Genomic DNA, 16232 nt, shown 5'->3' with positions numbered 1-16232 from the left:
TCGGCTTATCCGATAATCCGATAATCCGATCGCAATAGATAGTCCTGTTTCAGATGAATCTGGAGTGGCTACTCTAATCATATTTAGAATGCTGACAACTGAATTCCAGCAGCGAGTCTTTTTTGCTTGGCTTCAGCTTTTAATCTTTTGTCTGCTTTGTAAACATTCTCTATAACTAGTATAAGTTCAGCCTTATGCTTAGGCATATATAAATCGGCGTTGCATAATAAAGGGATGAATTAGGGTTTAGTACTGTGCATTGTCCATACTATAAGTATACGGAGATAAGAAAAAATGGCAAACGAAGAGGTAAACAAAATCACATTTGTGTAAGCTGTGGTCGTCAATTTATAGATGTATACAGTCCACCAAAAGGATACTCAGATCAGGTAAAACAAGAATGCTTAAAAGCATACGTTAATGGTGAGGGATTCCGAGCTATTGAGCGATCCAAAGGTGTTCACCACACAACTATAATTTATTGGCTAAAACAAATTGGTGAAAAATTGCCAGATGCACCACCAACCAAGGAGATTCCCGAAGTGGAAGAATTGGATGAGCTAGAGACTTTCGTGGGGTCAAAAAAAACAAAGTTTGGCTATGGACAGCAGTAAACCACTTTCGTAAAGGAATTTTAGCTTGGGTTTTAGGAGACCACAGTGCTGAAACATTTAAACCTTTATGGGATATTGTTTGCTGCTGGCAATGCTACTTTTATGTCACCGATGGATGAAAATTAATTCTGTCCATATAGTTACCATGTTCGTTGACTTTGAGAATATGTGTCACTGCCTTGTTCTCCCATAGGGTTTGAACATTTCTAGATTCCTTTTCTTACATCTTAAATTGTCACGACTTATCCTCCAATATCAATGTAGACTCAGCAGTACGCCCAAATTCTTCTGGTGCATATTGCAAGTGAACTTCAGCACCAGGCCAAGAAAATGTACCAGGAGTGACAGAACGGACTAAGTAATGCAAGCTATAAACTCCTGCTTCCAGATGGTCGGCGTAGGCGATAATGCGATCGCTATACACATTCTTAAAGCCAACTTCCCAGCTATCGGCTTTTGCTTGTAGTGCAGCTGTGGTAGTTTGAAAACTTGCATCCACCGCCTCAAATCCTGCTGGTAGCGGATCTTTAATTACTATATGATCCACGGTGCGATCGGCGATGATTTCTAAACCAATATCAAACACCTGTCCAGAGGCTAAAGTCAAGGGTTTATCGAAAGCGTAAATCCCGGTTTTTTGTAAAACTTTCTCTTGATTTACTTGACTAATTTCTCGTGTTATGCGTATACCGTTAAATCTACCTGGTTGATTTCCTTGCAAGCGATAATTATAAGCAACCAGATAGTGTAAAGTGCCATTACCTGATTTTTGCAGCGTTAAATCATTACGACCGCGAGGTAATTGATTCATCGGCACATTGATTTGTAAACTAGGATTTTTGTACCCATCAAAGCGATTTTCTCCTAATTTCTTACCAGCTAATTCCACAGTGGCAACAAAATTAGTTGGTGTTGATTGCAGTTGACTATAATCTACTAAAGCTGTTAATGCTTGGGCATTATTATAGTTAGTTTGCCATGTGCCATCCCGTCGCAGTGCCAGAAGACTTTGGAATAACTTATCTATAACTTCGGGTTTACTTTGTTTGGCAATAAATAAACGTAAAGCTTGCGCTTGTGTCGTCGTAGATGAACTCATCCATCCCCAACTACTGGGTAAACTTACAACTGCTGTGCGACCAGTTTCATAGATATTCTGTTGCAGTTTGTTTACTAATTGTTGAGATTCATTTTGCCATTCTGGGAACTGAGATAAGTACCGCGCTAGTTTAATTTGAGTTACTAAGTCAAAATTATTGCGCTGTTCATAAATATCTGCGAGAAAGGTATTGCGTTTATCTCCTAAATCTGATAAAGCGATTAAAGCGTTAATTTGCAGTTGCCTTTTACAGAGTAGTTGTTTGCAAAAGTCATATTCTCCAGGATTCGCCAGAACTTTTTGCAGATAAGTTTTCAGGCGAGACAGCATTGCAGAATCGACTAAATTAGGGAACACCTTACTAGCTTTAGCCAAAGATTCACCCGCGTAAGAAGAAACCCAAGGGTCGGATTTTTCTTGTCCGGGGAAAGCAGCAAAACCACCATCGGCTATTTGGAGTTTTTGTAATTTTTCAATTGCTTGATTTCCCTGTTTGCTAGGATTAAATTCTACAAATTTTTGACCATATTTTTGGGCGATAGTTTGCAAATTAGCTGCAATCATTAATTGACTCGCCGCCGGTTCTGTGAACGGCAAATCATTATCTTCTAAAACTTGCTTTGCTGGTGCTTGAATTTCTGGAATCAAGCTACTCGCTAACCGAATATCTAAACCTCCCGCATCAGGGAAGGTATTTTTATCAACATTCAAAGGAATCTTTATCTCTTTTTGAGTTACACCGGATTCGACAACTTGTTCTGTAATTTCAATTGGCTTAATTTCCAAAGGTACTTCAAAAGCATCTGCGGCTGTACCATTTAGCTGAGTGGTAAAGCGAACTTTGCCAACTCCGACGCTATCCGCCAACATTGGAAAGCGATAAGCGTGAGTTGCAGATTCAGCTTTGGTTTGTAAAGCAGTATTTGTAGAGTTTTTGTCAGCAAACTTGACATTACCGCTAAGTTCGCCATTTATTGAGAGATTTCCTGGATTCCCGGTGTTGTTGGTGACGGATAAACCGGCAAGGATGCGATCGCCTGGACGGGCAAATTGTGGCAAAATAGCATTAGTTAGCAGTGGCTTTGTGGTGATAAACGTCGCGTCCCCGTTACCGAAACGCAGATTTCCATCGGTTGCGACAGCCATCACTCGCCATGTAGTTAAGTCATCCGGGAGTTTAAAGCTTATCTGTGCATTTCCATTTGCATCGGTGAGGATAGAACCGTTGTAGTAAGCTAAGGCTTTAAAATCTGTGCGAGTGCGAGTATTTGCTGCACCAGTTGAGAAACCACCGCCATAACCCCAGCCTTTGGGTTTAGCTACATCTTGTGGTTGTAATATAACATCCGGGCGATTATCGCTAAAGCGGGTAGATATTTGCTGTTCTGCATAAACTGTATCTACCAAATTTGGCGGACGATAACCAGAAAGTTGTAACACCGCTTCATTTACCACCATGACTGTAAACTGTCCTTTGGTGGGATTACCTTGATTATCCTTTAGTTCCAGTTGTACTGTTTCCTCTGCACCAGGTTCTAATGATGCTTGTACTGGCTTAACTTGCAGTTTTAAATACTTATCTTCTAAGTTAACTTTAAAAGGTGTAAAACCAATCTTCACCAAGTTATCTAAACTTCCTGCTTCCACTTGGCTTATAGGTTTACCTTGTCTGACTAATACAGCTTCGATGGCTGCATTTGGTAACATTTCTGGCGTAACTTTAAACTGAATTTGTGGTGTGCCTCCCTGAACTTTGGTAATCTGCTGATAAAGGGGTTTGTCTTTAATCACAGCAAAGTACAATTCTGCATCTGGATAGGGAGATTGAATTAGTACAGTAGCAGTTTCACCAGGTTTAAACTCTTTTTTATCTAGCTTAACTTCTAAGACATCTTTTTCTTTGGAACCCCAAAATACTGGATTTTCTCCAGTTGCCCAAATTTGTAAATCTGTGGCGCTTAATTCAGATTTTGCATCGTTAAAATTAACTCTAATCCGGTATGAACCTGATTCTGGTGCTGTCAAATTTACCGATTGTGGATTGCTAGCAGATGTAATTTCTGCTTGTCCGACTGTTTTATATTCAACTTGATTTTTTGGCGTTCGGCTACCTTCAATTAATTGAGTGACGCTACTATATTTAATCTCTTGTAATTCCAGCCGGACTTGTTGACCTGTTATCGGTTTTCCTGTAGGGTCAGTAACAATCACATCAATAGGAAAAGCCTTACCAGCATCAGTAATAAAATTACTTTTTAACCCAATTAAACGATTACTCGGTAAAGCTGTAAAAGTTTTGGAATTCGCTACAGATAGATTAGAAACATCTGCAACTTGCACGTCTACTTGGTAAGTCATGGGATATGGTAAATCCTTATCCACACTAACAGTTTGACTACTTTTACCATTAGCATCTAGTTGGGCATTATTTTGCAACACATCACTAGATACACTAGGAGATTCTTCCGGCCATAACCATTGTCTACCAAAAGTAAATTCGTCCCAACCTTTGGGAAGAAAATTAGCCTGTTGACGAGTAATAAAGTATTTTGCTTCTCCACCTTCTACAGGCGCACCAAATAAATAATTGCTGGTAGCATTAATATCAACTTTATCGTCAATATAAGCAAATTCTTTATCTAGTTTGAGTTCGACTTTAAAATTTGGTGGCTTAAACTCAGCTACCCGAAATTCTCCAGAAAGTTCTTGTCCATTCTTACCCTTAGCCTGAATTGTATGGTAGCCTAAGCGCTGAGTAGTTTTAATTGGCAATTCCAGAGAAAACGTACCAAATTCATTTGTAGTTTGCGTACCTAAGTTGGTCTTTTGTCCATCAGGATTTACCAAAGTTAATTGGTAAACAGCATTTTTATCTTGCTGGATTGTGCCATTTTGCAAGAAGCCAGCAAAACCAGTGAACCAAGCTTTTTCACCTGGTTGATATAACTGTCTATCTGAAAAAATTACTCCGCGTGATTCTGGCTTACTATCTCGCCAAGCTGCATCAATACCATAGCCATAAACACCGCTATATTCTTCAGTTCTAGCAAATGCCCAATCTTGGTTTTCACGGGCAATTACTAATAATTGTGGTGATTTACTAGAACTCTCATTTCCAGAATAACATTGCTGTAATCCTTCCCGAACAATTCTAAAAATCCCATTTTCATCAGTTTTACCTGTTGCACAAGGTACTGGTTCAGGGCGAGATTTTGCTTGTAATTTTGATTGATAAATTTCTACAGTAGCCGCTTGAACTGGCGAACCATCTGTCAGATGATTGACACGAATTAAACCTGAGTCAGGAAACCACTGAGTAAATACGCCCAAATTCGTCAATTCAACCATTCCATAAGTGGTAGGTTCTCGCCATAATTCCTTACCATTCTCCTGATATTTATTAGTGCGGGCTTGTACTCCATAAGCTAACATTCCCGTAGCTGCACTTATTTTTTCCCGCAGAGGAACAGCAATATCAACTGATTGATTTTTCTTACCCGATACCTGAAAGCTTTGCCAATCAGAAGGTTGGGGTAATAAATCATTACTATTATTAAAATAAACTAAATCTGTCGGTTTAATTGCTCGATAAGCTGCTTTATATTTAGATTCTGGCAGATTTCCTGTACTAATATTTAGCTGCAAATTTTTGTCTGTGGGGAAAATATTTAAATCCGATGGTACCCAGATATCCCCAGCTAAATCTCCAGTATCGTATTTAAGGGTTACGGGTTTACCCAAAGTCTGACCAAATTTATCTTTTATATTTCCGCCGATAGTTATTGTATAAGTTGTGGCAGGTTCTAGTGCATAAGGATTAATACCGACAATCTTATCTTCATCATTTATTTGGATGATTCTCGAAATATCTTTCGGTGCTGGATTAATGCTAATACTTTCTTTAGCTGAATCTGGCAGTAAGATGTTATTAAATTCTAGCTGAGGACTGCCTTTAATAAATCTTCCAAAAGTTCCGCCTGAATCTGGCTGTCCGTAAAAGTTAATTTTCTGGAATGCTAAAGGTGAATAAGTCGCTAACTTACTAGCAAATTCTTTCTCTGTAGGGAGATTGCCATCAGCAGGGAGTATTCCGGGAGAAAAGACTAGGCGATAAGGGGTTGCCTTTTCGAGATTTTGCTGTGGGATAAGATTATAAATCCAGTTGCGGGCTGAAGGGTCTAATTTTTCTAAAGGGTCTTCATTTTCTTTTACTGGTTTTTCTTCTTTGTCTAATTCAACTTTAAAACCTATACCTTTATTCTTACCTTCAGGAATTAACTGTAAATGTTCTTGTACAGAAGCTAAATTTAATTCTACATTTGAGGTAAATTGTAGCTTTTGTTGTAAATCAATTGGTTCAATATCAGCTTTTTCAATGGGATTTACACCGGGTAAATTAGTGAGGTTGATAGATTCGGTGTTGAAAGTCCAAGGTAAATCTTTGTCTAAGCGATGATTTTTTAAGTCGGCTAAACCTGCTTTGAGAGTAACTTGAAATCTTGTCGCTATTGGCAATGCTTTCTCGGCTTGAAAACCTACCATGCGCGGTGTCAAAAAGCGAAATTGACCGGGTAAAGGCGGCCAGAGGGTAAATTTTTGTAATATTTTCTGCTGTTCTGGATTGTCGAGAGTTTCAACTGGGATTAAAGCTTCTTTAAAACGGATGCGGATTTGGTTGAGAGGCTTGGTATCGCCGATGGGACTTATTTGTTCAATCCAGTCTGGTAATTTTGGTGGTGTGAGTGGGGATACTGCTGGGAGTTGTTCTTTGCTTGAGTTGATACTAAAAAAATTACACCCTGTCATTGCTAGCATGAATGTAAAGAGAAGAATAAACTGTATTCTTCTTTTCTGGCGTGAGGAATGGGTAATTTTTTTTAACGAACCGCGAAGGACGCTAGGGACGCTAAGGAAGAGATAGAGAATTCTATGGTGGAAACTGCGTAAAAATTTGATAATCATATTTTTTAGGAATTCAAAATAAAAAACTACAAATTATAGATAATAAAAGTTTGCATACCTTATTGAGTTGGTAACTGCCAAGACTAATGAAGGATGTCAGATGACTATTTTTTACTGAGATTTTAGATTTAACTATGTTTATTTACATAGATAACTAATCCTGTGAGATTGTTCCGAAAAATCACTACAATTCTTAACTATGAAGAAGTATTTAACTTCTGCAAACATTAATTTACATCTGCTAAGTTATGGAAAATGGATCGTTAAAGATTTGATATATTTACTGATGTAGATGTAATCACAGCGTCCAAATTAAGGTAAATTTTCTGAGACAGGGCATTCCCTGATGAAACTAATTTTACGATCGCTATTCCAATTTAAGCACGGTAGCAAATTTATCCTCGCTGTGCTGGTAATCTGCCTAATTATACGCTTACTACCTTATTTTGCACCCGTTCGGGCTACAGATATTGCTCAAAATCAGCTGGCAATGCAATTTAGCGATCGCAATGGTTTACCATTAGGAACAATACTCACCCGTGACCAAGAACATACATCAGTCGTCGCGCTAAATCAAGTTTCGCCCCACTTTATCCATGCCATTTTAGCCGCCGAAGATGGCAGCTTTTACCATCATGGGGCGTTGGATATGAAAGCTGTTATCCGCGCCAGCCAAGAAGCCATCCACGCGAAACGAATTGTTTCCGGCGCTTCCACTATTACTATGCAGTTGGCGCGGATGTTAGATCCTGTGCCTCGTAGCTTCTCTGGTAAACTGAGTGAAATTTGGCTATCTTGGCGGTTAGTAGCAGGGATGAATAAAGATGAAATTCTCTCTGCATATATTAATCGCCTACCAATGGGCGGGAATATATATGGTGTGGAAGCAGCCGCGCAGACTTATTTTTCTATCCCAGCAAGTGATTTGAATCTTGCCCAAGCTAGTTTGTTGGCGGCTATTCCCAATAATCCCACATACTTTAACCCTTATGAACATTGGGAACGGTTGAAGCAGCGACAAAAATACGTCCTTAATCGTATGGTAGAGGAAAAGTATATTAGTGGTGCGATGCCTACGGCGGCAAGCTACGCAGCCCGAACACAAACCGAAAAAGTTGTGTTTCAATCCCGCCCACAGGGAATTATCGCCGCACCACACTTTTTATTTTGGTTAGCCAATCAGTTTGATAAGCCGCAAACAGCAGAAAATTTCCCCATCCGCACGACTATAAATCGCCCTTTACAGCAGTTTGTCGAAGCACAGGTACAGCAGGTAATTTCCTCACTCACTGCTAATAACGTTCATGATGCAGCTACGTTGGTAATTGACAACCATAGTGGTGAAGTATTGGCTTATGTCGGTTCACCTGATTACTTTAATCAAGCAAAACTAGGACGTAATGATGGAGTGCAAGCGCTACGTCAACCAGGTTCTACCCTCAAGCCTTTTGTCTATGAATTAGCTTTAGAAAAAAGTTTAATTCGCCCAAATACCATTTTGGCAGATGTCCCCGCCCGTTATGCAATTCCTGGTGCAAGACTTTATAGCCCAACAGATTACACCGAACGCTTTCTTGGCCCTGTGCGGGTGCGAATCGCTTTAGCAAATTCGTTGAATGTACCCGCAGTGAGAGTTTTAGAAAAAGTAGGTGTGGAAACTTTCTTAGAACGATTGCATCAACTTGGGTTTGAAAACCTCAATCAAACCGCAGAACATTACGGTTTAGGATTAACTCTCGGTAGTGGCGAAGTCAGTTTATGGGAATTAGCTAGAGCTTACGTTACTATGGCACGATTTGGAGATGCTACCCCAATAGTCAGCACATTTTCCGATTCTTCAATCCAAAATTCAAGTTGCGCTGAAAGTGCATCAAATGTGCGATGTAATATCCAAAAATCAACGACAATATGGCAATTAATTACTAACATTCTCAGTGATAATCATGCTCGTGCCACAGCCTTTGGTGTAGACTCAGTATTAAATTTACCTTTTCCTGTTGCCGTTAAAACTGGCACTTCTTCCAATTTTCGTGATACTTGGACAGTTGGCTTCACTACCGATTACACCGTCGCTACTTGGGTAGGCAATTTTAACGGTGAACCGATGCGACAAGTTTCAGGTGTGACAGGGGCTGCACCTTTGTGGAATCGGATTATGCTACACCTGCACGAACATCAAGAACCAACAGCTTTTCCGTCTCCAGAAGGTTTAGTGCAATTACCTATTTGTGCAATTTCGGGATTACGACCAACACCAAATTGTACCTCAGTGGTGCAGGAATATTTCTATCCAGAAGATAAAATTGCCTACGAAGGTGACAATCAATTCAATTTACCACCAGAGTATAACGAGTGGTTGGCGAAACAACAGCAATCAAGTCTTGTTTCTAGCAATTTTAGAATTTTATCTCCCCATCATGGCGATTTATTCTTACTGTATCCAGGTGAAGAAGGGAAGCAAAAACTCGAATTTAAGCTAGCAGGAAATAAATCTATGCCTGTAGAATGGTGGTTAAATGGGGAAAAATTAGATACCAACTCAGCTAATTCTTTATTTTGGAATTTGCGTTCTGGTAAGTGGACTTTGGAAGCAAGAAGTGGGGAAATAACGGACAAGGTAAGTTTTCAGGTGGAATTAGCTAATATTAAACCCACGCGTCGAGGATTTTCTATTAGTAATTCTCAGGTAAGGGGGAATCGCCCATAATTAAAAAAGGCAGGTAAATACCTGCCCAGTTCCGTTAAACAGTTTGATGAGTAAACTATTGCACATCATATTGACAAAGCCATTGCAAGATTATGTCAAAGGTGTGAAGTCTATATATTTGCTTACCGTGCCTGCTTGATAGGAATCTCAATTACAAACTCTGTACCTTTACCAGGTGCAGAAATACATTTAATTTTTCCTTTATGCTTATCTACTATAATCTGGTAACTAATAGATAATCCTAAACCAGTGCCTTTCCCTACAGGTTTAGTAGTAAAGAAAGGGTCAAACAATCTAGTCTTAACTTCCTCTTTTATTCCTGCCCCATTATCTTTAATACTAATAATTACATATTCTTCATTCTCAACTTTAGTTTTGATAGTAATAGAATAAATATATTTTTCTCCTGTTAAAGACTTTCCTTCTTGTTCATATAAAGCATCAATAGCGTTACTGAAGATATTCATAAATACCTGATTTAATCCTCCCGCATAACATTCAATAAGAGGCAAATTACCATAATCTTTTATTACTGCAATTTCCGGTTGCTGTTTACTCTTTTCTTTGAACCGATGTTGTAAAATTAATAGTGTGCTATCAATTCCTTCATGAATATCAACAGGTTTCATTTCTGCTTCATCAAGACGCGAGAAGTTCCGCAAAGTTAGCACAATCTCACAAATGCGCTCAGTACCAACTTCCATTGAGGATAAAATTTTTGGCATATCGTCAATAATAAACTCTAAATCTATCTTATGAATGAGATTAGTTATTTCTGGGTTGTAATTAAAATTTTCTTGCTGATACAGGTTAATTAAAGTTATTAATTGCTGACTATATCCTCTAATATGCATCAGGTTTCCATAAATGAAATTAACTGGATTATTGATTTCATGAGCAACACCAGCAACTAACTGACCTAATGAGGACATTTTCTCAGTTTGAACAAGTTGTACTTGAGTATATTGCAATTCTTGTAACGTCTGTTCTAGTTGAAGATTTTTGTGTTCTAATTTTGCTGTTCTCTCAGCCACTTGCATTTCCAACATACAATTCGTTTCTTCTAAAGCCGCTTGAGCAATTTTTTTATCTTTTAAATATTGCTGCAATAAATTCAATACTAAAAACCATGCCGGAATCAGCAGTGCTAAACTTATAACAGATTCTAAGACTGCCCAAAATATTCTTCTAAAATATTCATCAAACTTTTGTTGTAACTGAAGTGAGATATTACGGTTTCTTTTCGCAACACCATCAGCATAAATGTGCTTCTGAGTTTCATATTCTCGGCTAGAAAGTAGTAGTTGTGCTGTCTCTTTTTGATTTTTATTAACTAAATCAAAAGATTGATATTCCATTGCAACCAATAACTGATTAGCAATATCAATTTTGTGGGCATCCTCATTTTTATATGCTTTAGGAGCCAGTTTAATAGATTCTTTAATTGCAAGATCCAGTTTAGGTTCAAATTGGCGATACCGTTTTTCCCAGGTAGAGTTACCTGTAGCAGCATTCATACGGGCTGACATCGTTAATACTTCATCAAGATAAGTAATTTTATCACTCATCACTTGTAGTTTAAATTCATGTTTAATAATACTATTGAAGTTATCATATACTTGCCAGTTGAGCCAAATTTGAGGAATAAACAAGAGTAATGTCAGCAGGACTGTTACAGTTACTAGTTGAGAAGCAACAAATCTCAGTTTGTAAGGCAGGCGCATTTTTATATTGTTTTTTTAAATACATTATATTAAGCCTATAAAAAAGCCGCAAATTCAAACTAGAAAGCATTTCACTTTTGTTCTGAATTGTCACATAAACTTGTACGATCGCTGTGGGGTGGCGATCGCATTTTATAGAATTTGGTGAGGGAATTTTGGACAATAATACCGATAATCTCAACTCGTTCCGCGCTTTAGCACTGCAAGTTACCTGTCATGCAGTCAATCAAGCCAAGGATCGCCACGAAGCGGGATCGCTCATGGAAAACTCCATCAACCGCCTAGCACAACAAATTGCTGCCAGTATCGCTTTCATAGGCTTTGATTGTCGTTTAATTGTTCTACCAGAATATTTCCTCACTGGTTTCCCGATGGGAGATTCTATCTCAGGATGGGCAGAAAAAGCTTGTATAGAAATGGCTGGTGCTGAGTATGAGGCGCTTGGTAAAATTGCTCAAAAGCATAAAATATTTTTAGCTGGGAATGCCTACGAAGTTGATCCCAACTTTCCCAGATTCTACTTCCAAACCTGCTTTATTATTGACCCCTCCGGCTCAATCGTCTTGCGATATCGGCGGCTGAATTCCTTATTTGCTCCCACCCCCCATGATGTTTGGGATAAATATCTTGACTGCTATGGTTTAGAGGGAGTTTTCCCTGTAGCCAAAACTGCGATCGGTAACTTGGCAGCTTTAGCATCAGAAGAGATTTTGTATCCAGAAGTGGCGCGGTGTCTGGCGATGCGAGGAGCAGAAGTTTTTGTCCATTCCACCTCGGAAGTATACAACAAAAACCTTACCCCCAAAGACGCAGCAAAAATCACTCGTGCCGTCGAAAATATGGCTTACGTAGTTTCAGCTAATACCGCAGGTATCGCCAATATTGCTATCCCCATAGCTTCGGCTGATGGTGGTTCTAAAATCATCGATCATCGCGGAATCGTTTTAGCTGAAACAGGTGCAGGCGAAAGCATGGCAGCATTTGCTGAAATTGATTTAGGAGCATTACGCCGCGATCGCCGCCGCCCAGGGTTACATAATTTACTTGCTCGCCAGCGCTTTGAACTATACGCCGAAAGTTATCATCAGTCACACTTTTACCCACCTAATACTATGCTGGAGGGAGAAATAGACCGCAAACACTTCCTCCAAACCCAGCAAGCCACCATTGAGCGGTTAGCCAAACTGGGGATAATTTGAATTTGGGAATTGGGAATTGGGAATTGGGCATTGGGGGACAAAGAGAATAACCCATAACAAATAACAAATAACAAATGACAAATGACAAATGACAAAACCAATAGAAGTCCGTAATCCCCGAACTGGCAAATTTGACTACGTAATTGTCCCGCCGCCCCCAAAGTTGCTGGCACAACAGTGTAAGCGATCGCGCAGGGCACAAGTTAGCTGGCAACAACTGGGTTTAGAGGGGAGGATTGAAGCTTTACAGAGGTGGAAGGAAGCGATAGTATCAGGGCGCGATCGCTTAACGGAAGCTTTGGTAAATGATACGGGAAGATTATCAATCTCAGTATTAGAAATAGACTCCTTCCTCTCTAGCATCGATCGCTGGTGTAGGTTAGCACCGGAATTGCTCCAAGACTCTGCAAAAAACACAGCAATTCCATTTATCGCTTTGCAACAAACATCTGTTCCTTACCCTCTTGTTGGGATCATTAGCCCGTGGAACTTTCCACTGCTGCTGTCAACCATTGATACCATTCCGGCATTGCTGGCGGGTTGTGCTGTTATTGTCAAACCGAGTGAAATTGCTCCCCGCTTCGTCGCACCAATGACAACAGCAATCAACGCCGTTCCGAAATTGCGCGATGTCTTAACTTTTGTTGAAGGAGCAGGCGCAACCGGATCTCTTTTGATTGACAATGTAGACTTAGTGTGCTTTACGGGCAGTGTAGCCACAGGGCGAAAAGTCGCAGAAGCGGCTGCAAAAAGCTTTATTCCAGCTTTTTTGGAATTAGGAGGAAAAGATCCTGCGATCGTTTTAGATTCAGCCAATTTAGAATTAGCAATCTCAGCAATCTTGTGGGGTTCTGTCGTCAACACCGGACAATCGTGCTTATCAATTGAGCGAATTTATGTTGCTGAATCCATATTTGAAAAGTTTTACCATCAATTAGTAGCCAAAGCCCATTGTCTCCAGCTAGCCTACCCTACCGTTGAAAGTGGAGAAATTGGCCCCATCATTGCCGAAAAACAAGCAGCAATTATTAGCGATCATCTCCTAGATGCAGTAGAAAAGGGGGCAGTAATTCACTGCGGCGGTGTAGTTGAAGATTTAGGTGGGGGTTGGTGGTGTCGTCCGACAGTTCTTACCCAGGTTAATCATTCCATGAAAGTGATGACCGAAGAGACTTTCGGCCCCATTATGCCAATAATGCCTTTTTCCACAATTGAGGAAGCGGTATCTTTAGCAAACGATTCGATTTATGGATTGAGTGCTGCTGTCTTTGCCTCCGAACCTGAAGCCTTAGAAATTGCCCAGCAGATAGATGCAGGTGCTATTAGTATCAACGATGCAGCCCTCACCGCCATCATGCACGAGGGAGAGAAAAACGCCTTCAAATTCTCCGGTATGGGAGGCTCACGCATGGGTGCAGCAGCGTTGAAACGATTTATGCGGAAAAAAGCCATTTTAATTAAAACTAATGCTATTAATGACCCTTGGTGGTTTGATAATGAAGTATAAGTACTGTCAACAAAGACAAGGTAAGTTTTTAGTCGCAGTTTAATGCATCATTTCACAATGCTATTGTTTTGACTAACAATGCTAATACTTATAGCGTTTCCTAATCACATGAGTTACGTCATAGCCCCCTCCTCGCTTGCGGGGAGGGGGTTGGGGGTGGGGTTCTTGTACCTACTCAACTGAGAACCGCTATAGCAGTGTTTATAGAGTGAGCAATGCTTATCTGCTTAAACTGTTCTTTTACCTTGTGTTGTGCGTCTTACCTACATTAGTTGAGAGGTAAATTACAATGTCGAATATTCGAGAAGAAATGCCTGTACTTGTCCGTCACGAGGGAGACTGGGTAGGAACTTATACAGTAATTGATACAACAGGAAAAATCCTCGACAGTTACGAGTCTCATTTAACCTGTCAATTTCCAGAAAATGGCCCTCATCCCTACTATCAAATCAATCGCTACAAATGGTCTGATGGGAAACAAGAAGAATATGAATTTCCAGGAAGTTATAAAGATAATAAACTCTGGTTTGACACAGATCGCATTCAAGGTAAAGCTTGGGAAGCCGATGATTCAATTGTGATTTTGTGGTTCACTTATAAAACAAACCCAGAAATGAGTTTATACGAAATGATCTACATTAGTCCTGACAATAACAATCGTGCCCGGACTTGGCATTGGTTTAAAAACAACCAAATTTTTCAACGTACCCTAATTCAAGAAGAACGGCTAAGATAGTAATCTCTGTTCTCAAACATAATCATTCATTATTCTTCAGTCCGCGCAGGCGGACTTTGTTTGTGTAGACACGACTTCCAAACATTAGACTTTCATCTCAAATTTAAACTTAGTAAGGTATATGCATGGCAAAAGGTGACAAAATAAACTTCTCTACTCCTAGCGGTTTCCCAGAATTTCTGCCTAATGAAAAGCGTCTAGAATTATATTTGCTAGATATCATCCGTAAAGTTTTTGAAAGCTATGGATTTACGCCCATAGAAACACCTGCTGTAGAACGTCTAGAAGTGCTACAAGCTAAAGGAAATCAAGGTGATAATATCATTTATGGCATTGATCCCATCCTGCCACCAAATCGACAAGCCGAGAGAGATAAATCTGGTGAAACTGGTTCGGAAGCAAGAGCATTAAAGTTTGATCAAACAGTTCCTTTAGCGGCTTATATTGCTCGTCACTTAAATGAGTTAACCTTTCCCTTTGCCCGTTACCAAACAGATATGGTTTTTCGGGGAGAACGTGCGAAAGATGGGCGTTTTCGTCAGTTCCGCCAGTGTGATATTGATGTAGTCGCTCGTAAGGAACTCAGCTTGCTCTATGATGCTCAGATGCCTGCAATTATCACAGAGATATTTGAAGCAATTAATATTGGTGATTTTCTGATTCGCATCAATAATCGAAAAGTTCTTACAGGCTTTTTTAAATCAGTAGGAATTACCGAGGATAAAATTAAATCGTGTATTGGTATTGTTGATAATTTAGAAAAAATTGGTGAAGGTAAAGTCAAACAAGAATTAGAGAAAGAGGGAGTTTCAGGAGAACAAACTCAAAAGATTATTGATTTTATTAAAATTGATGGTTCCATTGATGAAGTATTAGATCAGCTTAAGCATCTCGCCAAAAGCCTGCCAGAAACCGAGAAATTAAGCCTGGGAATTAACGAATTAGAAACGGTAATTGCAGGTGTGCGTAATCTTGGAGTTGCCGAAAATCGTTTCTGTATTGATTTATCCATTGCCCGTGGACTTGATTACTATACTGGCACGGTTTACGAAACAACCTTATTAGGACATGAAGCTTTAGGTAGTATCTGTTCTGGCGGGAGATATGAAGAATTAGTTGGGGTATTTTTGGGTGAAAAAATGCCTGGTGTCGGCATTTCTATCGGCTTAACTCGCTTAATTAGTCGCTTGTTAAAAGCTGGTATTCTTAATACCTTAGCCGCTACACCAGCCCAGGTGATGGTAGTGAATATGCAAGAAGATTTAATGCCAACTTATTTAAAAGTTTCGCAAAATCTGCGTCAGGCTGGAATTAACGTCATCACTAACTTTGATAAGCGTCCCTTGGGTAAGCAATTTCAGCTAGCCGATAAACAAGGAATTCAATTTTGTGTAATTATTGGTTCTGAAGAAGCAGCAGCGCAAAAGTCTTCGCTCAAAGATTTGAAAACAGGTGAGCAAGTAGAAGTGTTACTTGTAGATTTAGCTGAAGAAGTTAAAAGAAGGCTTGGCTAATATACTTCTAAAATCTCTTTTTCTCTCTGCGCCCTCCGCGTCTCTGCGGTTCAAAATCTTTTTATTTAACCACAGAGGCACAGAGAAGCCAGTGCGCCCTTGCGGTTCCCCGACTTGTAGCAACTGGCGCGACACAGAGTCAAGAAGTTAATTTGATTAACTGACAAATC

Annotated in this window: 7 protein-coding genes and 1 pseudogene; 6 read left to right on the top strand and 2 right to left on the bottom strand. The window is 39.7% G+C overall.

Annotated elements, in window-relative coordinates; all coding sequences use genetic code 11:
- Positions 1-254 precede the first annotated feature (254 nt).
- Positions 255-730 (top strand): annotated as a pseudogene (locus V7K98_RS26515) (IS1 family transposase); the annotation flags it as partial.
- Between the two features lie 119 nt (positions 731-849).
- Here V7K98_RS26515 and V7K98_RS26510 read toward each other — a convergent pair.
- On the bottom strand, positions 850-6528 hold the full coding sequence (locus tag V7K98_RS26510; RefSeq protein WP_442940446.1) for an Ig-like domain-containing protein: 5679 nt from the start codon (positions 6526-6528) through the stop codon (positions 850-852).
- A gap of 493 nt (positions 6529-7021) precedes the next feature.
- Between V7K98_RS26510 and pbpC the strand changes: the two genes are divergently transcribed.
- Positions 7022-9382 (top strand): penicillin-binding protein 1C, encoded by a 2361-nt coding sequence (pbpC, locus tag V7K98_RS26505; RefSeq protein WP_335027387.1) that lies wholly within the window; start codon positions 7022-7024, stop codon positions 9380-9382.
- A gap of 122 nt (positions 9383-9504) precedes the next feature.
- Here the strand turns inward: pbpC and V7K98_RS26500 are convergent, their stop codons facing one another.
- Positions 9505-11106, bottom strand: coding sequence for a sensor histidine kinase (locus V7K98_RS26500; RefSeq protein WP_335027385.1), 1602 nt, complete (start codon positions 11104-11106; stop codon positions 9505-9507).
- Positions 11107-11261: 155 nt separating this feature from the next.
- On the opposite strand from V7K98_RS26500, the gene V7K98_RS26495 reads away from it, so the two are divergent.
- From V7K98_RS26495 to hisS, 4 genes are all read left to right on the top strand, one after another.
- Positions 11262-12305, top strand: a complete 1044-nt coding sequence (locus V7K98_RS26495) for a nitrilase-related carbon-nitrogen hydrolase (RefSeq protein ID WP_335027391.1) — start codon at positions 11262-11264, stop codon at positions 12303-12305.
- Between the two features lie 88 nt (positions 12306-12393).
- The gene (locus V7K98_RS26490) at positions 12394-13812 is read left to right on the top strand and encodes an aldehyde dehydrogenase family protein (protein ID WP_335027383.1); all 1419 of its coding nucleotides are present in this window, start codon (positions 12394-12396) and stop codon (positions 13810-13812) included.
- Positions 13813-14101: 289 nt separating this feature from the next.
- Complete coding sequence (locus tag V7K98_RS26485; protein WP_335027381.1) at positions 14102-14548, top strand: DUF3598 family protein; 447 nt, start codon at positions 14102-14104, stop codon at positions 14546-14548.
- 125 nt (positions 14549-14673) lie between these two features.
- Positions 14674-16062 (top strand): histidine--tRNA ligase, encoded by a 1389-nt coding sequence (gene hisS / locus V7K98_RS26480; RefSeq protein ID WP_335027379.1) that lies wholly within the window; start codon positions 14674-14676, stop codon positions 16060-16062.
- The last annotated feature ends 170 nt before the right edge of the window (positions 16063-16232 follow it).

The organism is Nostoc sp. (assembly GCF_036917435.1).
In the GTDB taxonomy this organism is placed as follows: domain Bacteria; phylum Cyanobacteriota; class Cyanobacteriia; order Cyanobacteriales; family Nostocaceae; genus Nostoc.
The sequence above is the reverse complement of the archived record's forward strand: the minus strand, read 5'-3'. Positions and strand labels throughout refer to the sequence as shown.

Bases quoted from the DNA above. Each gene is read 5' to 3' on its own strand.
- V7K98_RS26510 (WP_442940446.1), bottom strand. From the start codon at position 6,528: ATGCTAGCAATGACAGGGTGTAATTTTTTTAGTATCAACTCAAGCAAA.
- pbpC (WP_335027387.1), top strand. From the start codon at position 7,022: ATGAAACTAATTTTACGATCGCTATTCCAATTTAAGCACGGTAGCAAA.
- V7K98_RS26500 (WP_335027385.1), bottom strand. From the start codon at position 11,106: ATGCGCCTGCCTTACAAACTGAGATTTGTTGCTTCTCAACTAGTAACT.
- V7K98_RS26490 (WP_335027383.1), top strand. From the start codon at position 12,394: ATGACAAAACCAATAGAAGTCCGTAATCCCCGAACTGGCAAATTTGAC.
- V7K98_RS26485 (WP_335027381.1), top strand. From the start codon at position 14,102: ATGTCGAATATTCGAGAAGAAATGCCTGTACTTGTCCGTCACGAGGGA.
- hisS (WP_335027379.1), top strand. From the start codon at position 14,674: ATGGCAAAAGGTGACAAAATAAACTTCTCTACTCCTAGCGGTTTCCCA.